We start from the raw sequence: 23,396 nt of genomic DNA, 5'->3' as shown, positions 1-23,396 counted from the left end.
ATGAGCAAGGAAGCGAGTTTTTCCGGCAAAAAATGGGTGTTTATCGGCTTCGGCTCGATCACCAAAGCGACCATCGGGCTGCTGGTCCGCGCGCACACATTCGACCTCTCATCGGTTGTGGTCATCGCTCCGCAGATAGAGCAACACCAGCCGTTCGTCGAACTGGGGGTAAGTTTTATCGACGTGGCGTTGACGCCCGAGAATCTTGGGCACGTGTTGCGCGATGTGGTCCAGCGTGGTGATTTCATCGTCAACCTATCGGTCAATGTGAGCAGTGCTGATTTGATTAGGTTTGCCCATGCTCAAGGCGCGCTGTATCTCGATACCTGCATCGAACCCTGGGAGGGCATGTACAACGAACCCACTCTGACCACCTCGCAGCGTTCCAATTACGCGTTGCGCGACCAGTTGCTGGCCCTTGGAGATGAGCTCGGGCCGGGTCCTACTGCGGTCGTGACTCACGGTGCGAACCCGGGCCTGGTCTCGCACTTCGTCAAAGCGGCATTACTGCAGCTCGCCGCGAAACTCGGCGTGGCTGTGCCTGAGGCCGAGGGGCGCTTGGCTTGGGGCGAACTGGCGATGGCGCTGAACGTAAAGGTGATACACATCGCTGAACGCGACACTCAACGCTCGTCACGCATCAAGTCAGATGACGAGTTCGTCAACACCTGGTCAGTCGACGGGTTCGTCAGCGAAGCCGGACAGCCCGCCGAACTGGGCTGGGGGTCCCATGAGAAAACCTGGCCACCCTTCGCTCGCCATCACCCGTTCGGTTCAAATAATGCAATCTACCTCGAGCGCCCCGGTGCCTCGGTGCCAGTGAAAACCTGGACTCCCAACGGTGGTCCCTGCACGGGTCTGTTGATCACCCACAACGAAGCCATTTCGCTTCCCGACTTTTTGACGGTTAAGGATGGCAGCGTGCTGCTGTACCGGCCAACGGTGCATTACGCCTACCACCCTTGCGACGATGCACTGCTGTCGGTGCACGAATATGTCGGAAGGGGTTGGAAGCTCCAGGACAGTAAACGGATTTTGAACGATGAGATTGCCCCAGGTGGTGTCGACGCGCTTGGCGTGCTGCTCATGGGCCATGCCCTGAACGCCTATTGGTACGGTTCGATCCTGAGCATCGACGAGGCACGGCAGATTGCCCCGTTCAACACGGCCACCAGCCTGCAAGTGGCTGCCGGTGTGTATTCAGGCATCCTCTGGGCCATCGAAAACCCCGACCGCGGGATCGTCGAGCCGGAACAGATGGATCATCGTCGGGTGCTGGAAATTGCTCTACCCTTCCTCGGAAGTCTCGAAGGCATCCAGACCGACTGGACGCCTCTGGACACCATTAATGCTCTATTCCACAAGCCCGAAGGTGAGCTCTGCCCGTGGCAGTTCGAACACTTTACCGCTGTCTAGCCAAGGTCGGTCACGAATGGAAAATGCCAGTATTGAGTACACCGACAAACAACGCTGGTTTGCGCTCACCAAGATAAACACCCTCTCGGCCCTGTCGCAGATCGTGCAGATTGGTACCGTCACTCCGCTGCTCTCGCTTTCGCTGGAACAGCAAGGCGTCGAGCCGGCAAAGATCGGGGTGATTGTCAGTGCCTCATGGTTGGCGATCCTGTTGCTCTACAAATGGGTTCCGCGTTTGCTGGCCCATCTGGGGCTCATCAAGACGAATATCCTCAGCGCAGCGCTGACGATTGCTGCGCTGATCGGCATGACCTTGACTACCCATTTGGTACTGATTTTTTTGCTGAACTTCGTGCTCGGTATTGGCTTGATCCTGCGCTGGATTGCCTGCGATACGTGGATCGTCGCGGTCGCCTCGAAAGACGAGCGCGGCCGGGCGATCGGCGTGCATGAGACCTTGATGGGCCTGGGTATTGCGGTTGGCCCGCTGCTGTTGGTTGTGTTCGGCGTCGGCAGCGCCGCGCCTTACTACGCCTGTGCCGTGATCGTGTTGTTATCCGGTGCGCTGGCCTTTACCCTCAGGGGCTACGATACGCGACCGCAAACCCCGGCGGAAAAACGCCATGGCAAGTTGTTCAGCGTCATCCTCACGGCGTTGTGTGGCGCGTTTATCGCAGGCTTTTCGGAAACCTCATCCGTATCGTTCCTGGCAGGCTACAGCCTCTCGGCCGGTTATCTGTTGACCGCCGCCACCTTGCTGATATCGGTGTTCGGCATTGGCGGCACCGTCCTGCAACTGCCGATCGGCTGGATGGCCGACCGCAGTTCGTACAAAGTCGGCCAATTAGTCTGCGGCTTGATACTGTTGTTGGGCACCCTGGCCATTCCGTTCAGCCAGCCGCTTCCTTGGTTGGCGACGATTATCGTGTTCCTGTGGGGAGGCGCCATTGGCGGCATGAACACCCTGGCAGTGATCGAGGCGGGAGACCGGGTTGGAGAACATCAAGTGTCCACCGCCATGACGGCCATTGCGATGTTCTATACCTTGGGCAGCGTGTTGGGGCCCATTGCCACGGGGGCCACAGTGTCCTACATCAGCGAGCATGGATTGATGATCACGGTGGGGGGCGTCGGTGCGGTTTTCATTGCGATGTTGGTTTTGCGCAGAGCCCCCGTACAAGAGTGAATTGCGCCAGGGGCTTTGTTTGAAGGGCATAGGCGGGCAGGGGCTTAGGCGTTTCCAATAGCGAGAGTGCATGTTCGGTCAACGGGATGGTATGCAGACGACGCTTTTTCATTCTCTCCGCAGGGATGGTCCAGATGCGTTTGTTGACGTCGATGTCTGCCTATCGAGCGATTGACCCTGGCTCGCAGTTGGAGCCCGTTGCCATCGGTGAGGGCGTAGTCCTGGTCTTTTGGTTTGACTGCCGTGAGCGGCGGACGGAGGGGGCGTACATGAGAGGTAGTCCTTGACACCTTTTGGTATTCCCAGCATTTGCGCTGGGGAGTTGGGAATACCGTTGGGAATATCAAACCGCCTGGAACTCGAAAAAACTTCGAAAGCCCCAATAGCCCTGAAACCGCCGTATTCACTGGATTTCAGGCACAAAAAAAGACGTCCGTGGACGTCTTTAGATGTTGAAGTGGTGGAGCCGGGGGGATTTGAACCCCCGTCCGCCAGTACTCCGCTGTCGGTACTACATGCGTAGCCGTGTCTATTAAGTTAACCCTCAGCGACCCGACGGGCAGGGTGCTTTGGGCGAGTTGTGTAAGTTTTAGCCGCTTCGTCCACAACGTACTGCACGGCGATTCTGTTCTATATGACAATCACTTTGGGTTTACAGACATCCCCTGATGATTGCTGGACCCGAAGGTACCAGGAGGGAAGGGCTAAGGCTGCTTACGCAGCGAGAGCGTATTCCCCGTAGGTTTCGTCATTGGCAACTATAGAAAGTTGCAACAGTGGATTTACGAGTTCTGTTACCAACTCGGCATGCACCTAAAGTTTCGCGACCGGCGTCGAATCCTAAACGGCCCCGTGCTTGTAACTCGTTGTTTCTTAGTGAGTGACAAGCCTGTGCAGTGTACGTCAAACGGTCACAGAAGGCCAACCCGAAGGTTGGCCTTGAGCATCCGATGGACTATTTGCCGCCTTTGTCGCTGTCTTGCAGGTCCTGCAACGCTTTGGAGGTGATTTCGATGCATCTTTTGTCATCACCTGCCGCGTGGGCTGCCTTGGCCTGGGACACGGCGGTATCGATCTCGCCGCTTTTGCCACTGGTGTCGGTGGCTAGCAGCGCTTTGCCGTTGTTGATTTTGTCCAGGTTGATCTTGCACAGGTCGGGCTCGCCGGCTGCGAAAACAGGTGACGCCAGCATCGCAGCAGTAATGAACAAGCCAGCAAGAGCGGAACGCTTCATAGGGAATCTCCTTGCGAAATAGGGCTCGACGCTGCTGGCCGTCATGGGCTGCCAGCGACATCACTGATGAGCCTCGGTCGCCGAGGCCTATGCAGATGACTACGCCGGTGCGCAGGGGTTCTGTTTTTTTGCCGGATTAATGCGCCCGTGCCTGGGTGACCCGGTCCACGAGGTACACCAAACCGTGGTAATCGATGCCGCCATGTTGGCTCAGGCCGATCTCGCAGGTGCGGCTGGTGGAGATACCTTCGCTGCAGTATTGCACCGCCTCCTTGAGCGTTCGCAGGGAATGGGCGTTGAGTTCCGGTGTGGTAAAGCCTTTGTCGCCAGCGAAACCACAGCAATGGATGCCTTCCGGGATCACCACGTTTTTCGAGCAGCGTCGCGCCAGGTCGATCAGTGCCTGGCTTTCTCCCAGGTGTTGGGTGCTGCAGGTGACGTGTACCGCGATCGGCGCTTCCTGCGGTGTGAAGTCGAGGCGGTCCATCAGGTGGGTTCGGATAAAACGCACGGGGTCGTAGAGATCCAGGCGGGTCTCGCCCAGGTCTTGCACCAGGCGCAGGGTGCAGGGGCTGGTGTCGCAGTAGATCGGGTCAAGACCGCCACGGCTGGCGTGGAGCAGGGCGCCGATCAGTTCCTGGCGCTTGTGTTCGGCCTGTTCGGCGTAGCCCTTGGAGGCAAAAGGCTGGCCGCAGCACAGGCTGTCTTGGTTGTCGGGGAGCACGACTTGGTAACCGGCTTTTTCCAGCAGGCCACGGGTTTTGTCATACAGCGACATTTGCTCTTTATCCCCAGCCGCAGGGCCCATGGCGCGCGAGACGCACGCGGCGAGATAGACCACCCGTGGTCGTTCGTCCGTGACCGGAGGGCTGAAGCGTATGGCTTTTTCCGGCTGCGGCATGGCGTTGGTCCATTGCGGGATTTGCCCCTTGGACAGTTGAGTCACTTTGGCCGACAGCCTCGCCAGGCGCGGGGCGCCCAGCAGCATGCGGGCGCCATTGGCGACGTGCAGGGTAAAGCGCGCGCCTTGCAATGCCGTGGCGAAATGGCTGGCGAGCCATTCGGCGGTTTTCGTATGGTCGGCGTCGCGGGCGCGAAGCTTTTTCACCAGGTCGCCGGTATTGATTCCTACGGGGCAGCGTTGGGCGCATAAGCCGGTGGCCGCGCAGGTATCGATGCCCTGATAGTGGTAGGCCGTTTCCAATTCGGTGGTGTCGACGCCGGCGCGTTTTTTCGCCTGGATGTCACGCCAGATCACGATGCGTTGGCGCGGGCTCAGGGTCAGCCCTTTCGACGGGCACACGGGCTCGCAGAAACCGCACTCGATGCACTTATCCACAAGCTCGTCGGCGGCGGGCAGCGGCTTGAGGTGCTTGAGATGGATTTGCGGGTCGTTGCTGAGCACCACGTCGGGGTTGAGAATGCCGTTGGGGTCGAGCAGGCGCTTGAGTTGCCACATCAATTGATAGGCGTCGCTGCCCCATTCCAGCTCGACGAACGGTGCCATGTTGCGACCGGTACCATGCTCGGCTTTCAGCGAGCCGCCAAACTCCACCGCGACCAGTTGCGCGACGTCATCCATGAACGCCTGGTAGCGTGTGACTTCCTCGGCGCTGTTGAAGCCTTGGGTGAACACAAAGTGCAGATTGCCTTCCAGGGCGTGTCCGAAAAGGATGGCTTCGTCGTAGTGATGTTTGTCGAACAGCTCGATCAAGCGGTTGACGCCGATGGCCAGTTGCTCGACCGGGAAGGTCACGTCTTCGATGATCACCGTGGTGCCGGTTTTTCGCACGGCGCCGACGGCAGGGAAGGTGTCTTTGCGAATCGCCCACAGGCGGGCGTTTTCCACGGGGTCTTCGCTGAAGTCGACCTGTTTTTCCATCGGGAAAGCGGCCAGGGACGCCATGATCAGCGCCAGTTGTTCGTGGAGCAAAGAGGATGATGCGGCGCGGGATTCAATCAACAGTGCGCAGGCGTTTTCCGACAACTGCTGTACGAACGCGGGCATGCCGGGTTTGTCCTGCACTGAGCGCATGCTGCGTCGATCCAGCAGCTCAACGGCTGAGACTGGCTGGGTTTTCAGGACTGTTACGGCGTTGCAGCAGGTCTCGACATCCGGGAATACGATCAGCGCTGACGCCTTGTGCGGATGATCAATCACGGTGTCGTAGGTGACCGCGCTGATAAAGCCCAGCGTGCCTTCGGAGCCCACCAGGAGATGGCTGAGGATATCCAGCGGTTCATCGAAATCCACCAGGGCGTTGAGTGACAAACCGGTGGTGTTTTTCAGACGATATTTGTGGCGGATCTTTGCAGCCAATTCGGCGTTTGCCCGCGTCTCTCGACCGAGGCTCGCCAGGCGTTCCAGCAGCGCACCATGCTGTGTGCGAAAGGTCGCGACACTGGCCGGATCTTCAGTGTCCAGGCGGCTGCCGTCCGCCAATACCAGGCGGATGCCGGCCAGGGTGTGGTAGGTGTTTTGCGCCGTACCGCAGCACATGCCGCTGGCATTGTTGGCAACGATGCCGCCGATTTTGCACGCGTTGATCGACGCCGGATCCGGCCCGATCTTGCGCCCGAACGGCGCCAGCCAGGCGTTGGCTTGGGCGCCAATCACGCCGGGTTGCAGGCGGATTTGCGTGCCTTGCCCACGAATCTCACGGCCGTTCCAGTTGTCTCCCAGTACGATCAGCACCGAATCGCTGATGGCCTGCCCGGAGAGGCTGGTGCCTGCCGCGCGGAACGTCACTGGCACATGATCACGCTGAGCCAGTTGCAGCAGCGCCACGACTTCGTCTTCCGACTCCACGCGGATCACCAGTTGTGGGATCAGTCGGTAAAAACTGGCATCGGTACCGAATGCCAGGGTGGAAAGTGGGTCGTCGAAGCGTCGATTGCTCGGGATCAGCTGTGCGACGTCAGTGAGAAAAGCAGCAGGCAGACTCATTGGTCCTCCAGGATCAGCACCACCAGGTCTTTCGGACCGTGGGCGCCATAAGCCAGTACTTGTTCGATGTCGGCGGTCTTCGACGGGCCGGACACCAGCAGGGCATTGGTGGGCATGCCTTGGGCCCAGGCGAATTGGCGTTGGACCTGATAAAAGTTGTCGTAAATCTCACTGGCCTTGAGCAGCGCAAAGTGCACCGGCGGAACCAGGCTCATCAGGCGCGGTTCTTCCCGCGTCGGCCAAAGAATCAGGCTGCCCGTGGCGGCAATCGCTCCGAGGGTAGTGGTCAGGCTGGCCGGTGTCTCGTTAAACAGTTCTGCTTTCCATTCTTCCACCGGCCGGTCGTAGGCTTTGAGCACCGGCAGTTGTGGATTGTTCGCCCAATGTTCGGTGATGCGGCGCCCGTGGGGCGTTGTTGGTGCAATCAGCAAGCTGGGCAGGTCGCGTGCTTGCAGCAGTTGTGCGAGCAAGGCTGGCCAGTCGGCGCTGTGGGTGAGGTGGATCTCCGTGTGCACCGCTTCCATCAGCTTGCGCAGTTGCGCGATGCGCTGCTCGGGCGGGTAGGTATAGATCTCGGTTACCAGGGCTTCGTCAAAATCGTCGGGCACCGGTGTAGTGCCTGTCAGGCTTTGGCGCAATTTGTCGAGGATATTCTGCTTGGCGCTCATCAACGTTCTCCCTGTTTGGCCAGATGCTCGCGTGCCAGGTCATGCAGCGAACGGGCGGCGGGTTTCGGCGCGCTATGGTTTTGCGTCCAGGGCCCGACATTGTTCGGTGCCAGAGCGCGCAGGCGAGTCGCGGCCAGGGTGAACAACCGGTACAGCCTCGGTGAGCGATTGAGCAGGGCCCAGGTGTTCCAGATAAATCGTTCTTTGCGTGAATACTTGCTGCCTTGGCCGCGCATCACGGGGTGTGGGCTATTCGGTGCTTTTACATTTTCTTCGCGCAGGCGGCGCAGCAATGCCGGAATCGGGATCTTCACCGGGCACACTTCACCACAGGCACCACACAGCGAGGAGGCACTGGGGTGATCCGGCACTTTCGCCAGGCCGACCATGTGCGGCGTGATGATTTTTCCGATAGGGCCGGGGTACACCTCGCCATAGGTGTGACCACCGATTCGGGTATAGACCGGGCAATGATTCATGCAGGCACCGCAGCGAATGCAGTTGAGTGTCTGGCGCAATTCGCTGTCGGCAAACGCCTGGCTGCGGCCGTTATCCAGTAGCACCAGGTGCACTTCTTGCGGGCCGTCGAGTTCATCGGCCTTGCGCGGGCCGGAGATCATATTGACGTAGGTGGTGATCGGCTGGCCCAGCGCCGAGCGGGTCAGCAGCGATAGCAACGGCACCACGTCACGCAGGTTTTCAACGACCTTCTCGATGCCCGTCACGGCGATATGCACCGGGGGCACCGTGGTCGACATGCGGCCATTGCCTTCGTTTTCCACCAATAGCAATGTGCCGGTTTCAGCCACGGCAAAGTTGACGCCCGAGACGCCAATATCGGCTTCGAAGAACTTTTCCCGCAGCACGCGGCGACCGATCTGAATCAGTTGGTCGACATCCTGGGTGTACTCCACGCCGAGTTTGTCGTGGAACAGCGACGCGACCTGGCTGGCGTTCTTGTGGATCGCCGGCATGATGATGTGGGACGGTTTCTCATGGTCGAGCTGAACAATGAACTCACCCATGTCCGACTCCAGGCATTCGATGCCTTGGGCGGCGAGCACGTGGTTCATGTCCATTTCTTCGCTGACCATGGACTTGCCTTTGATCACTTGCGTGGCTTCGCGCTTGCGAATGATCGACAGCACGATCGCGTTGGCTTCTGCTGTCGTCTGCGCCCAGTGTACGGTGACGCCGTTACGGGTCAGGTTGGCTTCCAATTGCTCCAGCAGGTCCGGCAACTTGGACAGCGCGCGGGCACGCACCGCGTTGCCGAGGGCGCGCAGGTGTTCACGTTCGTGGGCATCGTTGAAGGACGTTGCCCGTTTGGTCATCAGGGAATCCATTGCCTTGCGAAAGTTGTTTCGCAGTTGCGCGTCGCCCAATGCCTGGTGGGCGCGGGTGCGGAAGTCTTCTGACACCTCGACGGTCGGAATCAGCGCGGCAGGGTTCATCGTCCACCTCCGGTGCGTTGCCACAGGAAGCTGGCCAGGTGTTGACCGCGCAAGGCCGCGTGCTGTTTCTCCAGGGCGCCGTTGATGTTCATCAGGCACCCGCAATCGGCACTCAGTACCTGATGGGCGCCGGACTCCTGCAAGGCCCGGGTCTTGTCGGCCACCATCGCACCGGAAATGTCTGGCATGCGCACGCTGAACGTCCCACCAAAGCCACAGCATTCGCTTTCATGGCTGTGGTCGACGCGCTCGACATTGCGCAGTTGGCCCAGCAGTTCGCGGCCATGGAGGTGGGTGTTCATTTCTCGACGTGCGGAGCATGAGGTGTGCAGGGCGACTTTAATGGGGGCGCCGCTGTCGTTGAGTTGCACCTTGCATACGAACAACAGGAACTCGGCCAACTCATAGGTCCGCGCGGCCAGGGCCCGCACGTGTTGCAGCGTTTCAGGCTCATCCTTGAACAGGTCGGCATAGTGCTCGCGCAACATCCCCGCGCAAGAGCCGGAGGGCACCACTACCGGGTAATTGTCGGTGAACAGTGCCAGTTGGGCGCGCGCCACTTGCCGGGCTTGCTCGGTGTAGCCTGAGGTGTAGGCCGGCTGCCCGCAGCAACTTTGCCCTTGCGGATAGTCCACGCGGATCCCTTCGCGCTCCAGCAGGTGAATCGCGTCCATGCCGGCTTCGGGGTAGAACAAGTCCACCACGCAGGTGCCGAACAGGTAGACCTTCGGTGGTTTTACGCTGGGGTATTCACGTGGCGGGGCCAGAGGCGCTGCGACACGGGTGGCGTTCGGCACAGCGTTGTAAAAAAGCTCGCTCATCAGGCGCATTCTCCGGGTGGTCCCGGTTATCTGTCCGCCAGGGTCGCTTTGCTCTACGACCCTGCAGACAGGTTGTGGAAAGCTGACGCCGAAATCGTTGTTCGGCGTCGGTTTTTACCCTATTGCGTGTGGTCTCAATGCACCAGCATGCCGGTGAACCAGTAGGCCTGGGCCAAGGTGATCAGCCCGACGATGGTGGCGAAGAACAGGCTGTGCTTGAGGGTGAAGCGGAACAGGTCGGATTCCTTGCCGACCAGGCCAGTGGCGGCGCAGGCCACCGCGATCGATTGTGGCGAAATCATCTTGCCGGTTACGCCGCCGCTGGTGTTTGCCGCTACCAGCAAGACGTCGTTGACGCCGATCTGGTGGGCGGTGGTGGCTTGCAACGAGCTGAACAGGGCGTTGGACGAGGTGTCGGAGCCCGTCAGGAAAACCCCCAGCCAGCCGAGGAATGGCGAGAAGAAGGGGAAGGCCGCACCCGTGCCCGCCAGTACCAGGGCCATGGTCGAGGACATGCCGGAGTAGTTGGTGACGAAGGCGAAGGCCAGAACCATGCCGATGGACAGGATAGGCCAGCGCAGTTCGTAGAAGGTCTCTTTTAAAGTGGTAAGACCAGTCTTGATGTCAATCTTGAGTACCAGCATCGAGATCAGCGCGGAGAAGAAAATCGCCGTGCCGGTCGCCGAAATCGGGTCCAGTTTGAACACCGCCGGGATGGCTGTCGGGTTGGTCACGATGGGCGCAACCTTGACGACCAGTTGGTCCAGGTGCGGGATCGCAAAGTTGAACACCCAGCTGTACATCGAGCCGCCCGCGGCGAACATCGCCTTGAAGGGCTTGAGGGTCCAGATGGTTACCAGCACGGTCAGAATCAGGAACGGCGACCAGGCCTTGAAGATCTGGCCCAGGCTAAACGGCGAGGCGACTGTGCTGCGCGGCAGGCCGAAGCCGCCGGCACTGGCGGTGACCGCTGCGCTGGAGGTAGCGCCGGCAATCTGTGCGCCAGCAGTACGCTTGGGCTGCCAGACCTTCAGGAACAGGGTCAGAGACACCAGGCTGGCGAGCGCCGAGGTGATGTCCGGCAGTTCCGGCCCGATGAAGTTGGAGGTGAAATACTGGGTGACGGCGAAGCTCAAGCCTGCAACCAGCGCTGCGGGCCAGGTTTCGCGCACGCCGCGCAGGCCGTCCATCATGAATACCAGCCAGAACGGCACGAACAGGGACAGCAACGGCAGTTGGCGGCCGGTCATGGCGCCGATCTTGAATGCATCGATGCCCGTGACTTGCCCGGCGACGATAATCGGAATACCGAGTGCGCCGAAGGCTACGGGTGCGGTGTTGGCAATCAGGCACAGGCCTGCGGCGTACAGTGGGTTGAAGCCCAGGCCGACCAGCAGCGCGGCAGTAATTGCCACGGGCGCACCGAAGCCGGCGGCACCTTCGAGGAACGCGCCGAAGCAGAAGCCAATCAGCAGGACTTGCAGGCGTTGGTCGTCGGTGATCGACAGCACTGAGCTGCGGATGATCTCGAACTGGCCGCTCTTGACGGTCAGTTTGTAGAGGAATACCGCGGCCACGATGATCCATGCGATGGGCCACAGGCCGTAGGCGAAGCCGTAGCCAGCTGCGGCCAAGGCCATATCCACCGGCATCTGGAAGGCAAAGATCGCCACCAGGATCGACAACGCCAGGGTAATGCTGCCGGCGACGTGGCCTTTGAGGCGGAACACGGCCAGGGCCAGGAAGAAGAATACGATGGGAATGACGGCTGCCAGTGCGGACAGGCCGAGGCTGCCGAGCGGGCTGTAGAGCTGTTGCCAGGTTTGCATATGGGGTGGCCCCTAATTGTTGTTGGTCAGGCACTTTAGTCGGCGTGGATAATTGGTAAGACCAATTTACAGCCGCTGTTGGCTAGAGTAAAAGCCTGGATAGCGGTGTGTCAATTTGCCGCCTGCGAAACTTTGGTCGTAGGGGCGCGTGCCGGTGCTCTGATCGGATGAATCGAGAGCACTCTGATAGGTGCCGCAAGTGCGGCGATAGGCCAGAATAGAGGCCCCGGCGAGTGGTCGGGATCGTGGAGAGTGAGTTATGGGGTTTGATCAGGTGCGTCAGCGCCGTTTGTCTGACGATATTGTCGAGCAGCTTGAGGGCATGATCCTTGAGGGCACGCTCAAGTCGGGCGAGCGGTTGCCGGCCGAGCGCGCTTTGGCTGAGCAGTTTGGGGTTTCGCGCCCGTCGCTGCGCGAGGCGATTCAGAAGCTGGCGGCCAAGGGGTTGTTGGTCAGCCGCCAGGGTGGTGGCAATTATGTGGCTGAGTCCTTGGGCTCGACGTTCAGCGATCCGCTGCTGCATCTGCTGGAGAACAACCCCGAGGCTCAGCGTGATCTGCTGGAGTTTCGCCAGACCCTTGAAGCCTCTTGCGCTTACTACGCGGCGTTACGTGCTACCGAGGTCGACCGTGAGCGGCTGACGGCTGCTTTTGAAGCGCTGCAGGATTGTTATGCGCGCGACGATAAAGTGAGCCGGGCCGAGGAGGGGGCTGCTGATGCGAGGTTCCATCTGGCCATTGCCGAGGCGAGCCACAATGCTGTCTTGTTGCACACCATTCGTGGTTTGTTCGATCTGCTCAAGCGTAACGTGGTCACCAATATCGGCGGGATGTACCAGCAGCGCACGGAAACCCGCGACATGCTGATCAGTCAGCACCGGGATCTGTACCTGGCGATTATCGAAGGGCGGGCCGAGCAGGCGCGCGAGGTCTCAACCCGTCACCTGCTGTATGTGCAGGAGGTGTTGGAGGAAGTGCGTCAGGAAGTTCAGCGTATGGCCCGGGCGGAGCGACGCAAGGGCATGTAGCTTGGGTGAGGCACCCAAGCTACGGCGTCACCAGGATTATTCTTCCTTGCCCTTGTTGCGCACGGCGCGATGCAGTTCGCGATTGGAATCGCGTTCGCGCTCGGTGTCACGCTTGTCGTATTCCTTCTTACCCTTGCCCAGGGCGATCTCGCACTTGACCAGGTGCTTGCTCCAGTACCAGGACAGGCAGACGCAGGCATAGCCTTTCTGCTGTACGGCGGCAGCCAGCTTGTCGAGTTCGCGGGCATTGAGCAGCAGCTTGCGTGTGCGTACCGGGTCGGCAATCACGTGAGTGCTCGCGGTAGTCAGCGGGGTGATATGACTGCCCAGCAGCCATGCCTCGCCATCCTTGAGCAGCACATAACTGTCGACCAGTTGCAGCTTGCTGGCGCGCAGACTTTTTACTTCCCAGCCGGCCAGGACCAGACCAGCCTCGAACCTATGTTCGATGAAGTAATCGTGTCGCGCCTTTTTATTTTGCGCGATGGTCCCTGTGGGGTGTTTCTTTTGTTTAGCCATAGGGGCGGCATTATAGGGAGTTGCGAGCGTGTCGGCTACGGTCAACCTGTGTGCTTGAGCGTGTTGGACGAATCCCGGACAATGCCGGCAGTTCTTTGGTTTTTTTCTCTCGCGGATCGGGCTGTTCTTTCGCGATGTTTGCCGCTCAGCTGTGGAAGTAACGCTCACATGACGACGCATATTCAACGTTCGGCCCTGCTGCCTTATCCGGCTCAGGCGCTTTATGACCTGGTCAACGACGTGGCGCGTTACCCGGAATTCCTGCCCTGGTGCTCGACCGCTGAGGTGAAGGAGAGCAGTGACGAGCACATGGTTGCCAGTGTTGGCGTGGCCAAGGGGGGGCTCAGTCAGCACTTTGTTACGCGTAATGTGTTGGTTCCGGGAAAATCCATCGAGATGAACCTGCAGGAGGGGCCCTTCACCCAATTACATGGTGTATGGGTATTCAAGGCCCTGACCGAGAAAGCCTGCAAGATCAGCCTTGATCTGTCGTTTGATTACGCTGGCCCCATTGTGCGGGCAACGCTGGGGCCTCTGTTCAATCAGGCGGCCAATACTCTGGTGGACGCGTTCTGTGAGCGGGCCAAGCAACTGCATGGTTGAGATTGAGGTGGTGCATGCCGCCGTGGATCGCCAGGTGTTGCTGACGGTGAAGGTGCCGGCGGGGACTGGTCTGCGAGCGGCGGTCCAGGCGTCGGGGATCGGATTGCAGTTTCCTGGGTTGGACCTTGCTGGTTGCCCATTGGGTATATTCGGTAAGGTCGTGGCGGACGCCGATGCGCGCGCCGTTCAGCCGGGTGACCGTATCGAGATTTACCGCCCCTTGCTGGCCGACCCTAAAGAGGTGCGCCGGCTGCGTGCGGCCAAGGCAGCGCTGGCCAGGAAGCAGGGGGCGTAGGCTTGCCGATTACTGATAGGCAACAAAAAGCCCGGCACGCCGGGCTTTTTGTTGAGCGCCGCAAACTTACTGCGGGCTGGTATCCAGAGGCTGTGGCGTCGGGACTGGAACAGTTTGCACGCCGTCGACGTCCTTCTGGATCTTGTCGAGCAAGGAGCCAGGCTTGGCCGGTACCTCGGACTTCGGCTTCTCGCTTTCCTGCGCAGGCGCAGTCACGTTGGTGCCGTTGTCTTTGCCCAGCAAGGCTTCATCACGGCTTACACCGGGCATGAAGTCACCGGACAGGCTGACGAGCTGGTCATTGCCATTGAAGATGACGCTGACGCGCTCCTGCTGGCGTTCACCGCCACCAGGCTGGATGCTGTAGAGATAATCCCAGCGATCGGCATGGAAAGTGTCAGTCAGCAGGGGATTACCCATGATAAACCGTACTTGCCGTCGGGTCATTCCCGGACGTAACTGGTCTATCATGTCCTGCGTGACGACATTGCCCTGCTGGATGTCGATTTTGTAAACCCCGGGGAATGAACAACCGGCGAGTGCGAGCAGTCCCACAAAGGTGAAACTGGTTAGCAAGAGCTTGGTGTTTTGCATCGGTGGGCGACTTCCACTATCTTGGCTGGGACAACGTAAACGCCGATCATACCCGTATTAAGAGAAGCTGCGAAGCAGCATCCGCGAGAAAGCTAACCATGGTTGAAAATAGCGAACTACGCAAAGCCGGTCTTAAAGTGACTCTGCCACGAGTCAAGATTCTACAAATGCTCGATTCTGCTGAGCAGCGCCACATGAGTGCCGAAGATGTTTACAAGGCGCTGATGGAGTCTAATGAGGACGTTGGCCTGGCCACGGTTTACCGTGTGCTGACCCAGTTTGAAGCCGCAGGGCTGGTGGTTCGTCATAATTTCGACGGCGGTCATGCGGTGTTCGAATTGGCTGACGGTGGTCATCACGACCACATGGTTGACCTGGATACCAATGAGGTTATCGAGTTCACCAGTCCGGAAATCGAGAAGCTCCAGAAGGCTATCGCCGAAGAGCATGGTTTCGATTTGGTGGACCACAATCTGGTGCTGTACATCCGTAAGAAAAAGTAAAATTCGACGCAGACGTGTTCTGCAAACGAATGAAGGCGACCCTAGGGTCGCCTTCGTGCTGTCTTAAGAAAGGAAATGTTCGGCTTAGGCTTTCGCAGCCACGACCATTTTTTTCGCGTGAGCCAAGGACTCCTTGGTCAAGTCGATACCGCCCAGCATGCGCGCCACTTCTTCCACTCGCTCTGACTTGTTCAGCTTGGACACAGCGGTATGGGTCTTATCGTTGCCTCGCACTTTATGCACAAACAAGTGCTGATGCCCTTGGGCGGCCACTTGCGGCAAGTGGGTCACCGTCAGCACCTGGCCGCGATCCCCCAGGCGACGGAGCAATTGACCCACGATTTCGGCGGTCGGCCCGCCAATGCCGACGTCCACCTCATCGAATACCAGCGTCGGGACGCGTGAAGTCTGGGCCGTAATCACCTGGATCGCGAGGCTAATCCGCGAAAGCTCACCCCCCGAGGCCACTTTTGCCAACGCTTTGAGTGGTTGTCCAGGGTTGGCGCTGACCAACAGTTCCACCTGCTCAAGGCCGTGGGGTTGCAGTTCATCGCTGGTATTGGTGTGCAGCTCAATGCTGAAGCGCCCACCCGGCATGCCGAGGCGCTGGATTTCCTGCTCTACAGCACTGGCCAGGCTGGTCGCTGCCTGCTGGCGAAGATCGCTCAATTCGCGAGCCTTCTCCTGGTAATGGCGAGCGAAGGAGGCGAGTTCGTCGCCCAGCCGCTCAATGGATTCGTCGTTCGCGTTCAGGGTTTCGATTTCATCCAGCAGTTTCTGCTGCATGGCCGCCAATTCGGTAGGCTGGATTCTATGTTTGCGCGCCAGGGTGTAGATGGTGTCCAGGCGTTCTTCTATTTCCTGCAAGCGTGCTGGGTCTGCGTCGAAGTGATCAAGGAAGCGGTTGAGTTCGCCCACGGCCTCCTCGACCTGGATCTGCGCACTGGTCAGCAGGGTGGTGGCCTCGTTCAGCGAGCCGGACGCATTGTTCACGCTGGATAGCCGATTGAGGCTGGCCGTCAGCGCGTTGAGTACATTGCCCGAATCACTTTCACTGCATTGCTCTACGACTTGCCTGCAAATAGCCAGTAGCGTTTCGGCGTTGGTGAGGTTCTTGTGTTCCTGTTCGAGCTGTTCCAGCTCGGTTTCGCCAAGGCCCAGGCTTTCGAGTTCTTCGAGCTGATAGCTGAGCAGTTGATGGCGCGCGCGTTGTTCGTCGCCGGAGTTGGAGAGTCGCTCCAGTTCCAGGCGGGTCTGGCGCCAGCGTTGGGCGGCCAGGAGAACCTGGCGGGCGAGGTCTGTGGCGCCGGCGTATTCATCGAGCAGGCGGCGATGGGTGTCGGTTTTCAGCAAGGATTGGTGTTCGTGCTGGCTGTGGATATCGATCAGCAGCTCACCCAGGGCCTTCAGGTCGCCAAGGGGGCAGGGGGTGCCGTTGATATAGCCGCGGGAGCGCCCTTCGGCCGTGATGACTCGGCGCAAAATGCAGGGGCCTTCATTATTAAGGTCGCGTTCGGCGAGCCAGGCTTCCGCCTCGGGGATGTCCGCCAGGTCGAAGGTGGCCAGGATGTCGGCCTTGTCCGCACCGGGGCGCACTACGCCGCTGTCGGCACGGTCGCCGAGGGCCAGGCCCAGGGCGTCGAGCATGATCGACTTGCCGGCGCCGGTTTCGCCTGTGATTACGCTCATCCCGCGATCCAGTTCGAGATCCAGATGTTCAACGATGGCGTAGTTATGTACGGACAGGTGCACGAGCATGACGGCCGCTCCCAGGCTTTAGGTCTGGTTATTTATACAGTGTTTTGTTCTGGGCTGACAATCCTGACGCTTAGCTCGATTTGCTTGAATGTGGGATTTTTTTAGTGCGATGGGGAATGAGCGTGCAGGAGTTGATCTGGAGCAATTGAAAGACTTTTGGTAAGGCTTGCGCCCTTGAACCTGGAAATTGTGGCCCCATATACCGGAACAGAAGCGCGAGTTGAGTTCGCGCATGATTTTGAAAGGAGAAATCTATGGCTGACGAACAGACGCAGGATACGCAAACTCCAGACGCCAATCCGGCGGCCGGTGATGAGCTGGCGACCCGTGTACAAGTGCTCGAAGAGCAATTGGCCGCTGCGCAGGATCAGTCTTTGCGTGTTGCCGCCGATCTGCAGAACGTCCGCCGTCGTGCCGAGCAGGACGTGGAGAAGGCTCATAAATTTGCGCTGGAAAAATTCGCCGGTGATCTGTTGCCGATCATCGACAGCCTGGAGCGTGGGCTGGAGTTGTCCAACCCGGATGACGAAAACATCCGTCCGATGCGCGAAGGGATTGAGCTGACCCTGAAAATGTTCCAGGACACCCTGAAGCGTTATCAGTTGGAAGCTATCGATCCACAAGGCGGCGAGCCGTTCAGCGCCGAGCATCACCAAGCCATGGCCATGCAGGAAAGCCATGACCTGGAGCCTAACAGCGTGTTGAAAGTGTTCCAGAAGGGTTACCAGCTCAATGGTCGCCTGTTGCGCCCGGCAATGGTGGTGGTGAGCAAGGCGCCAGCACCTGTTGCACCTTCTATTGATGAGCAGGCTTGAAATTTGCCGTAAGGCCCCCATCTATAAGTCAAGCGATTAAGTGCTACCGCAGTTAGCTACCACTGCTGCGGCATCCAAATTCAAGTTTCGGGAGAGTAAATCATGGGCAAAATTATCGGTATCGACCTGGGGACCACCAACTCCTGCGTCTCTGTGCTGGAAAACGGCGTTGCAAAAGTTATCGAAAACGCCGAAGGCGCGCGTACCACGCCGTCGATCATTGCTTACGCCAACGACGGTGAAATCCTCGTTGGTCAGTCGGCCAAACGTCAGGCTGTGACCAATCCGCATAACACCCTGTACGCGGTGAAGCGTCTGATCGGTCGTAAGTTCGAAGAAGAAGTCGTACAGAAAGACATCAAGATGGTCCCTTACAAAATCGCCAAGGCCGATAACGGTGACGCCTGGGTTGAAGTAAACGGCCAGAAAATGTCGCCGCCGCAAATCTCGGCTGAAATCTTGAAAAAGATGAAGAAAACTGCCGAAGACTACCTCGGTGAAGCCGTGACCGAAGCGGTGATCACCGTTCCGGCCTACTTCAACGACAGCCAGCGCCAGGCGACCAAGGATGCCGGCCGCATCGCGGGCCTGGACGTTAAACGTATCATCAACGAACCCACTGCCGCTGCACTGGCTTACGGCATGGATAAGGCCAAGGGCGATCACACTGTCATCGTTTATGACCTGGGTGGCGGTACCTTCGACGTTTCCGTTATTGAGATCGCTGAAGTTGACGGCGAGCACCAGTTCGAAGTGTTGGCCACCAATGGTGACACCTTCCTCGGTGGTGAAGACTTTGACATTCGTCTGATCGACTACCTCGTTGACGAATTCAAGAAAGAAAGCGGCATGAACCTCAAGGGTGACCCGCTGGCCATGCAGCGCCTGAAAGAAGCCGCTGAGAAAGCCAAGATCGAGCTGTCTTCCGCTCAGTCGACCGACGTTAACCTGCCGTACATCACTGCAGATGCTACCGGTCCTAAGCACTTGAACGTGAAGATCTCGCGCGCCAAGCTGGAAGCGCTGGTTGAAGACCTGGTTCAGCGCACCATCGAGCCTTGCCGTATCGCGCTGAAAGACTCCGGTATCGACGTTGGCGCGATCAACGACGTGATCCTGGTTGGCGGTCAGACCCGTATGCCACTGGTTCAGAAGCTGGTTACCGAGTTCTTCGGCAAGGAAGCACGTAAAGACGTGAACCCGGACGAAGCGGTTGCCATGGGTGCTGCGATCCAAGGTGCGGTATTGGCCGGTGACGTGAAAGACGTGCTGCTGCTGGACGTGAGCCCGCTGACCCTGGGTATTGAAACCATGGGTGGCGTGATGACGGCGCTGATCGAGAAAAACACCACGATTCCGACCAAGAAATCGCAAGTGTTCTCGACTGCCGATGACAACCAGGGCGCCGTGACCATCCATGTGTTGCAAGGTGAGCGTAAGCAGGCTGCGCAGAACAAGTCCCTGGGCAAGTTCGACCTGGCCGAGATTCCACCAGCGCCACGTGGCGTGCCACAAATCGAAGTGACCTTCGACATCGACGCCAACGGCATTCTGCACGTAGGCGCCAAGGACAAGGCCACCGGCAAGACTCAATCGATCGTGATCAAGGCCAACTCCGGCCTGTCCGAGGAAGAAATTCAGCAGATGATTCGCGATGCTGAAGCCAACTCCGAAGAAGATCGCAAGTTCGAAGAGCTGGCCGCTGCGCGTAACCAGGGTGATGCCCTGGTTCACTCGACACGCAAAATGGTCGCTGATGCTGGCGATAAAGTAACTGCCGAAGAGAAGGCTGCGATCGAAGCTGCCGTGGTTGCCCTGGAAGCCGCCGTTAAAGGTGACGACAAGGCTGCCATTGAAGCCAAGGTTGAGGAACTGTCGAAAGTTTCCGCGCCAGTTGCCCAGAAAATGTACGCCGAGCAAGGCCAGCCAGCTGAAGGCGCTGCGCAACACGCAGAGCCTGAAGCCAAGCACGACGACGTTGTCGATGCCGAGTTCGAAGAAGTCAAAGAGCAGAAGTAATCTGCTTGGCCGGTTGACCGCTATCAAGCGGTGACTGGTAGGATGTCGCCGCGCGGGAGCTTGCTCCCGCGTTGGTGTGTCTGGGGTATGCGAATTTTTACAGCATGCGACAACGTTCGGATGCTGGCGGTGTGATCGGGAATGCTCCTGCTTCCTGGGCGACAGTCACCGCGTTTTTGGCCGGGTCCCTGGCTGAAAGCAGTTATGACCAGGATCGTTGAATTGACGTGAGTTGGGTCCGGGCCTGTATTGGGGCTCAACGAGTTTGGCAGGGCTCAGGAGGGTCTGGCCGAACGTCCTTAAGAGTGCAAAGACTTATGGCAAAGCGTGACTATTACGAAGTATTGGGTGTGGAGCGTGGCTCCAGCGAGGCGGACCTGAAAAAGGCTTACCGTCGCCTGGCGATGAAGCACCACCCGGACCGTAATCCGGATAACAAAGAATCCGAAGAAATGTTCAAAGAGGCCAACGAGGCCTACGAATGCCTGTGTGATCCCAACAAGCGTGCGGCCTACGACCAGTATGGTCACGCCGGCGTCGACCCGAGCATGGGTGGCGGCGGAGCCGGCTTCGGCGGTCAGAACTTCTCCGATATTTTCGGCGATGTGTTCAGTGACTTCTTCGGCGGCGGCCGCGGTGGCCAGCGGGGTGGTGCCCAGCGGGGCAGCGACCTGCGCTACACCCTGGAGCTGAACCTGGAAGAAGCCGTGCGCGGCACCAGCGTCAATATCCGCGTGCCGACGCTGGTCAACTGCAAGCCGTGCGACGGTTCGGGGGCTAAGAAAGGCTCCTCGCCGATCACCTGCCCGACCTGTGGCGGTATCGGTCAGGTGCGCATGCAGCAGGGCTTCTTCTCGGTGCAGCAGACCTGCCCGCGTTGCCATGGGCAGGGCAAGATCATTTCCGATCCGTGCGACTCCTGTCACGGCGAAGGCCGCGTCGAAGAGTACAAGACGCTGTCGGTGAAGGTACCTGCAGGCGTGGATACCGGCGATCGCATTCGTCTGTCGGGCGAAGGCGAGGCGGGGACGCAGGGTGGTCCGACGGGCGACCTGTATGTGGTGATCAATGTGCGCGAGCACTCGATCTTCCAGCGCGACGGCAAGCACCTGTTCTGCGAAGTGCCGATCAGCTTTGTCGATGCAGCCCTGGGCGGTGAGTTGGAGATTCCGACGCTGGATGGTCGGGTCAAGCTCAAGATTCCTGAGGGGACGCAGACCGGTAAGCAGTTCCGTATCCGTGGCAAGGGCGTTGCGCCGGTGCGTGGTGGTGGTGCCGGTGACTTGATGTGCCGTGTGGCGGTGGAAACTCCGGTCAACCTGGGTCGTCGTCAGCGAGAGTTGCTGGAAGAGTTTCGCAGTTCGTTGGAAGGTGATGACTCCCATTCGCCGAAGACCACGGGCTTCTTCGATGGCGTGAAGCGCTTCTTCGGCGACCTGTAAGGAGTTGAGTATGCGACGTATAGCCGTAATGGGCGCTGCCGGGCGCATGGGCAAGACGCTGGTCGAGGCGGTGCAGCAGCGCTCGCCGGCCTCCGGGTTGACGGCGGCGATCGTTCGTCCTGGCAGCACGCTGATTGGTGCGGATGCGGGTGAATTGGCCTCGTTGGGGCGCATTGGTGTGTCGTTGTCCGGCAATCTGGAGCAGGTGGCTGATGAGTTCGACGTACTGATCGACTTCACCCTGCCGGACGTGATGCTGAAGAACCTGGCGTTCTGTCGCAAGGCAGGCAAGGCCATGGTGATCGGTACGACGGGCTTGAGTGCCGAGCAGAAGCAGTTGCTGGTGGCGGCGGGCAAGGATATTCCGATCGTGTTTGCCGCTAACTTCAGTGTGGGTGTGAACCTTTCGCTCAAGCTGCTTGATCTCGCAGCGCGCGTGCTGGGGGATGAGGCGGATATCGAAATCATCGAGACCCATCACCGGCACAAGATCGATGCGCCCTCGGGCACCGCGTTGCGTATGGGGGAGGCTATTGCCGATGCGTTAGGTCGCGACCTGTCGAAAGTGGCGGTATACGGCCGTGAAGGTCATACCGGCGAGCGTGCGCGTGACACCATCGGCTTCGCTACCGTTCGCGGTGGTGATGTAGTTGGCGATCACACTGTGTTGTTCGCATCCGAAGGCGAGCGCCTTGAAATCACGCATAAGGCGTCCAGTCGCATGACGTTTGCCAAGGGGGCCGTACGTGCTGCGCTCTGGTTGGACGGTCGCGAGCCGGGGCTTTACGACATGCGCGATGTGCTGGATCTGCACTAATCGATAGCTAAAACGGGGCTTCAGGATTATCCTGAGGCCCCGTTTTACCCGCTAAGCGACGTCCTGTCGCATTCTCCTGCCTTTAAGGCTCATTAGCGGTGGACCAAAAAAGCCTTTTTCTGTAAGCTACAGCTTTAGTGTGTCCACTAAAAGCGCGCAGAATAATTCAGTGAAGAAGCGGGGTGACGTGTCCATACGTCACTCCGCTTTTTTACAACCTGCGATCGCCCTTTCAGGCTTTATTTACGGGAGGTCTTCTTGACTAAGCCAGCCATACTCGCCCTTGCTGATGGCAGCATTTTTCGCGGCGAAGCCATTGGAGCCGACGGTCAAACCGTTGGAGAGGTAGTGTTTAACACTGCCATGACCGGCTATCAGGAAATCCTTACCGATCCTTCCTACGCCCAACAGATCGTGACCCTGACCTATCCGCACATCGGCAACACCGGTACTACACCGGAAGACGTCGAGTCTGATCGTGTCTGGTCGGCGGGCCTGGTGATTCGTGACCTGCCTCTGGTTGCGAGCAACTGGCGTAATACGATGTCGCTATCCGATTACCTGAAAGCCAACAATGTTGTGGCGATCGCCGGTATCGATACGCGCCGTCTGACACGCATCCTGCGTGAAAAAGGTTCGCAGAACGGCTGCATCATGGCCGGTGACAATATTTCCGAAGAAGCAGCGATCGCCGCAGCGCAAGGTTTCCCTGGCCTCAAGGGCATGGACCTGGCGAAAGTCGTCAGCACCAAGGAACAGTACGAGTGGCGCTCCACTGTCTGGGACTTGAAGACCGACAGCCACGCGACCATCGACGCGGCTGATCTGTCGTATCACGTGGTCGCCTATGACTACGGCATCAAGTACAACATCCTGCGCATGCTGGTCGAGCGTGGTTGCCGCGTGACCGTGGTGCCGGCGCAAACCCCGGCCAGTGACGTGCTGGCCCTGCAACCGGATGGTGTGTTCCTGTCCAACGGCCCCGGTGACCCTGAGCCATGCGACTATGCCATCAAGGCCATCAAGGACGTTCTGGAGACCGACATTCCGGTGTTCGGTATCTGCCTGGGGCATCAACTGCTGGCCCTGGCCTCTGGCGCCAAGACCTTGAAAATGGGGCATGGCCATCACGGCGCCAACCACCCCGTACAAGACCTGGATACTGGCGTTGTGATGATCACCAGCCAGAACCACGGTTTCGCGGTGGACGAAGCGACTTTGCCGGGTAATGTCCGCGCGATTCACAAGTCGCTGTTCGACGGCTCCCTGCAAGGCATCGAGCGCACCGACAAGAGTGCGTTCAGCTTCCAGGGCCACCCTGAAGCGAGCCCGGGCCCGAACGACGTAGCGCCGCTGTTCGACCGTTTCATCAATGAGATGGCCAAGCGACGCTGACTGAGTGGCTTGCGGGCGGCCCCGAATGTCGGTGGCCCCCGCAGGCTCTTCAAG

The 23,396-nt window shown here is 59.1% G+C and carries 20 protein-coding genes and 1 other RNA gene; 11 read left to right on the top strand and 10 right to left on the bottom strand.

Features of this window, described 5'->3' with window-relative positions; translation table 11 throughout:
- Positions 1 to 1,416: a saccharopine dehydrogenase C-terminal domain-containing protein gene (locus AB7933_RS29040; RefSeq protein WP_024077462.1), complete on the top strand. Its 1,416-nt coding sequence runs from the start codon at positions 1 to 3 to the stop codon at positions 1,414 to 1,416.
- Positions 1,417 to 1,432: 16 nt separating this feature from the next.
- Positions 1,433 to 2,602, top strand: coding sequence for an MFS transporter (locus tag AB7933_RS29035; protein ID WP_024077461.1), 1,170 nt, complete (start codon positions 1,433 to 1,435; stop codon positions 2,600 to 2,602).
- 458 nt (positions 2,603 to 3,060) lie between these two features.
- Here AB7933_RS29035 and ssrA read toward each other — a convergent pair.
- The 7 genes from ssrA to AB7933_RS29000 form a co-directional block, all read right to left on the bottom strand.
- Positions 3,061 to 3,454: a transfer-messenger RNA gene (gene ssrA / locus AB7933_RS29030) on the bottom strand.
- A 103-nt stretch (positions 3,455 to 3,557) separates the two neighbouring features.
- On the bottom strand, positions 3,558 to 3,836 hold the full coding sequence (locus tag AB7933_RS29025; RefSeq protein ID WP_024077460.1) for a hypothetical protein: 279 nt from the start codon (positions 3,834 to 3,836) through the stop codon (positions 3,558 to 3,560).
- Between the two features lie 136 nt (positions 3,837 to 3,972).
- Positions 3,973 to 6,783: an FAD-binding and (Fe-S)-binding domain-containing protein gene (locus AB7933_RS29020; protein ID WP_024077459.1), complete on the bottom strand. Its 2,811-nt coding sequence runs from the start codon at positions 6,781 to 6,783 to the stop codon at positions 3,973 to 3,975.
- Positions 6,780 to 7,451, bottom strand: a complete 672-nt coding sequence (locus AB7933_RS29015) for a LutC/YkgG family protein (protein WP_024077458.1) — start codon at positions 7,449 to 7,451, stop codon at positions 6,780 to 6,782. Before AB7933_RS29015 ends, AB7933_RS29020 begins: the two co-directional genes overlap by 4 nt.
- On the bottom strand, positions 7,451 to 8,905 hold the full coding sequence (locus AB7933_RS29010) for a LutB/LldF family L-lactate oxidation iron-sulfur protein (protein WP_024077457.1): 1,455 nt from the start codon (positions 8,903 to 8,905) through the stop codon (positions 7,451 to 7,453). Before AB7933_RS29010 ends, AB7933_RS29015 begins: the two co-directional genes overlap by 1 nt.
- Positions 8,902 to 9,726 (bottom strand): (Fe-S)-binding protein, encoded by an 825-nt coding sequence (locus tag AB7933_RS29005; protein WP_041161298.1) that lies wholly within the window; start codon positions 9,724 to 9,726, stop codon positions 8,902 to 8,904. Before AB7933_RS29005 ends, AB7933_RS29010 begins: the two co-directional genes overlap by 4 nt.
- 134 nt (positions 9,727 to 9,860) lie before the next feature.
- Positions 9,861 to 11,555 (bottom strand): lactate permease LctP family transporter, encoded by a 1,695-nt coding sequence (locus AB7933_RS29000; protein ID WP_024077455.1) that lies wholly within the window; start codon positions 11,553 to 11,555, stop codon positions 9,861 to 9,863.
- A 259-nt stretch (positions 11,556 to 11,814) separates the two neighbouring features.
- On the opposite strand from AB7933_RS29000, the gene AB7933_RS28995 reads away from it, so the two are divergent.
- Complete coding sequence (locus AB7933_RS28995; protein ID WP_024077454.1) at positions 11,815 to 12,582, top strand: FCD domain-containing protein; 768 nt, start codon at positions 11,815 to 11,817, stop codon at positions 12,580 to 12,582.
- 36 nt (positions 12,583 to 12,618) lie between these two features.
- Here the strand turns inward: AB7933_RS28995 and smpB are convergent, their stop codons facing one another.
- Positions 12,619 to 13,101, bottom strand: a complete 483-nt coding sequence (gene smpB / locus AB7933_RS28990) for an SsrA-binding protein SmpB (RefSeq protein ID WP_024077453.1) — start codon at positions 13,099 to 13,101, stop codon at positions 12,619 to 12,621.
- Between the two features lie 168 nt (positions 13,102 to 13,269).
- Between smpB and AB7933_RS28985 the strand changes: the two genes are divergently transcribed.
- A complete protein-coding gene (locus AB7933_RS28985) occupies positions 13,270 to 13,704 on the top strand; it encodes a type II toxin-antitoxin system RatA family toxin (RefSeq protein WP_024077452.1) in 435 nt (144 codons plus the stop codon).
- Positions 13,697 to 13,999 (top strand): RnfH family protein, encoded by a 303-nt coding sequence (locus tag AB7933_RS28980; RefSeq protein ID WP_024077451.1) that lies wholly within the window; start codon positions 13,697 to 13,699, stop codon positions 13,997 to 13,999. Before AB7933_RS28985 ends, AB7933_RS28980 begins: the two co-directional genes overlap by 8 nt.
- A 66-nt stretch (positions 14,000 to 14,065) precedes the next feature.
- Here the strand turns inward: AB7933_RS28980 and AB7933_RS28975 are convergent, their stop codons facing one another.
- Positions 14,066 to 14,593 carry an outer membrane protein assembly factor BamE gene (locus tag AB7933_RS28975; RefSeq protein WP_024077450.1) on the bottom strand — a complete coding sequence of 176 codons (528 nt, stop codon included), beginning with the start codon at positions 14,591 to 14,593 and terminating at the stop codon, positions 14,066 to 14,068.
- Between the two features lie 98 nt (positions 14,594 to 14,691).
- Here AB7933_RS28975 and fur point away from each other — a divergent pair, with 98 nt between their 5' ends.
- The gene (gene fur / locus AB7933_RS28970) at positions 14,692 to 15,096 is read left to right on the top strand and encodes a ferric iron uptake transcriptional regulator (protein ID WP_024077449.1); all 405 of its coding nucleotides are present in this window, start codon (positions 14,692 to 14,694) and stop codon (positions 15,094 to 15,096) included.
- A gap of 84 nt (positions 15,097 to 15,180) precedes the next feature.
- On the opposite strand, the gene recN is transcribed toward fur, so the two are convergent.
- Positions 15,181 to 16,854, bottom strand: coding sequence for a DNA repair protein RecN (gene recN / locus AB7933_RS28965; protein WP_024077448.1), 1,674 nt, complete (start codon positions 16,852 to 16,854; stop codon positions 15,181 to 15,183).
- A gap of 254 nt (positions 16,855 to 17,108) precedes the next feature.
- Between recN and grpE the strand changes: the two genes are divergently transcribed.
- From grpE to carA, 5 genes are all read left to right on the top strand, one after another.
- Positions 17,109 to 17,669: a nucleotide exchange factor GrpE gene (gene grpE / locus AB7933_RS28960; protein WP_024077447.1), complete on the top strand. Its 561-nt coding sequence runs from the start codon at positions 17,109 to 17,111 to the stop codon at positions 17,667 to 17,669.
- Between the two features lie 102 nt (positions 17,670 to 17,771).
- The gene (gene dnaK / locus AB7933_RS28955; RefSeq protein ID WP_024077446.1) at positions 17,772 to 19,688 is read left to right on the top strand and encodes a molecular chaperone DnaK; all 1,917 of its coding nucleotides are present in this window, start codon (positions 17,772 to 17,774) and stop codon (positions 19,686 to 19,688) included.
- A gap of 317 nt (positions 19,689 to 20,005) precedes the next feature.
- On the top strand, positions 20,006 to 21,130 hold the full coding sequence (dnaJ, locus tag AB7933_RS28950) for a molecular chaperone DnaJ (protein ID WP_024077445.1): 1,125 nt from the start codon (positions 20,006 to 20,008) through the stop codon (positions 21,128 to 21,130).
- A 10-nt stretch (positions 21,131 to 21,140) separates the two neighbouring features.
- Positions 21,141 to 21,947, top strand: coding sequence for a 4-hydroxy-tetrahydrodipicolinate reductase (gene dapB, locus AB7933_RS28945; RefSeq protein WP_024077444.1), 807 nt, complete (start codon positions 21,141 to 21,143; stop codon positions 21,945 to 21,947).
- Between the two features lie 258 nt (positions 21,948 to 22,205).
- On the top strand, positions 22,206 to 23,342 hold the full coding sequence (gene carA, locus AB7933_RS28940; protein WP_024077443.1) for a glutamine-hydrolyzing carbamoyl-phosphate synthase small subunit: 1,137 nt from the start codon (positions 22,206 to 22,208) through the stop codon (positions 23,340 to 23,342).
- Positions 23,343 to 23,396 lie beyond the last annotated feature (54 nt).

This window comes from Pseudomonas gorinensis (genome assembly GCF_042015035.1).
Taxonomy (GTDB): Bacteria; Pseudomonadota; Gammaproteobacteria; order Pseudomonadales; family Pseudomonadaceae; genus Aquipseudomonas; species Aquipseudomonas gorinensis.
Note: the sequence above shows the minus strand (reverse complement) of the source record. Positions and strands in the feature narration are given on the sequence as shown.

Excerpts from the sequence above, each read along its gene's own strand:
- dnaJ (WP_024077445.1), top strand. The coding sequence starts at position 20,006 with ATGGCAAAGCGTGACTATTACGAAGTATTGGGTGTGGAGCGTGGCTCC.
- AB7933_RS29040 (WP_024077462.1), top strand. The coding sequence starts at position 1 with ATGAGCAAGGAAGCGAGTTTTTCCGGCAAAAAATGGGTGTTTATCGGC.
- AB7933_RS29000 (WP_024077455.1), bottom strand. The coding sequence starts at position 11,555 with ATGCAAACCTGGCAACAGCTCTACAGCCCGCTCGGCAGCCTCGGCCTG.
- AB7933_RS28995 (WP_024077454.1), top strand. The coding sequence starts at position 11,815 with ATGGGGTTTGATCAGGTGCGTCAGCGCCGTTTGTCTGACGATATTGTC.
- fur (WP_024077449.1), top strand. The coding sequence starts at position 14,692 with ATGGTTGAAAATAGCGAACTACGCAAAGCCGGTCTTAAAGTGACTCTG.
- AB7933_RS29025 (WP_024077460.1), bottom strand. The coding sequence starts at position 3,836 with ATGAAGCGTTCCGCTCTTGCTGGCTTGTTCATTACTGCTGCGATGCTG.
- AB7933_RS28985 (WP_024077452.1), top strand. The coding sequence starts at position 13,270 with ATGACGACGCATATTCAACGTTCGGCCCTGCTGCCTTATCCGGCTCAG.
- AB7933_RS29005 (WP_041161298.1), bottom strand. The coding sequence starts at position 9,726 with ATGAGCGAGCTTTTTTACAACGCTGTGCCGAACGCCACCCGTGTCGCA.
- AB7933_RS28980 (WP_024077451.1), top strand. The coding sequence starts at position 13,697 with ATGGTTGAGATTGAGGTGGTGCATGCCGCCGTGGATCGCCAGGTGTTG.
- dnaK (WP_024077446.1), top strand. The coding sequence starts at position 17,772 with ATGGGCAAAATTATCGGTATCGACCTGGGGACCACCAACTCCTGCGTC.
- AB7933_RS29015 (WP_024077458.1), bottom strand. The coding sequence starts at position 7,451 with ATGAGCGCCAAGCAGAATATCCTCGACAAATTGCGCCAAAGCCTGACA.
- grpE (WP_024077447.1), top strand. The coding sequence starts at position 17,109 with ATGGCTGACGAACAGACGCAGGATACGCAAACTCCAGACGCCAATCCG.
- recN (WP_024077448.1), bottom strand. The coding sequence starts at position 16,854 with ATGCTCGTGCACCTGTCCGTACATAACTACGCCATCGTTGAACATCTG.
- dapB (WP_024077444.1), top strand. The coding sequence starts at position 21,141 with ATGCGACGTATAGCCGTAATGGGCGCTGCCGGGCGCATGGGCAAGACG.
- AB7933_RS29035 (WP_024077461.1), top strand. The coding sequence starts at position 1,433 with ATGGAAAATGCCAGTATTGAGTACACCGACAAACAACGCTGGTTTGCG.
- AB7933_RS28975 (WP_024077450.1), bottom strand. The coding sequence starts at position 14,593 with ATGCAAAACACCAAGCTCTTGCTAACCAGTTTCACCTTTGTGGGACTG.
- AB7933_RS29010 (WP_024077457.1), bottom strand. The coding sequence starts at position 8,905 with ATGAACCCTGCCGCGCTGATTCCGACCGTCGAGGTGTCAGAAGACTTC.
- smpB (WP_024077453.1), bottom strand. The coding sequence starts at position 13,101 with ATGGCTAAACAAAAGAAACACCCCACAGGGACCATCGCGCAAAATAAA.
- AB7933_RS29020 (WP_024077459.1), bottom strand. The coding sequence starts at position 6,783 with ATGAGTCTGCCTGCTGCTTTTCTCACTGACGTCGCACAGCTGATCCCG.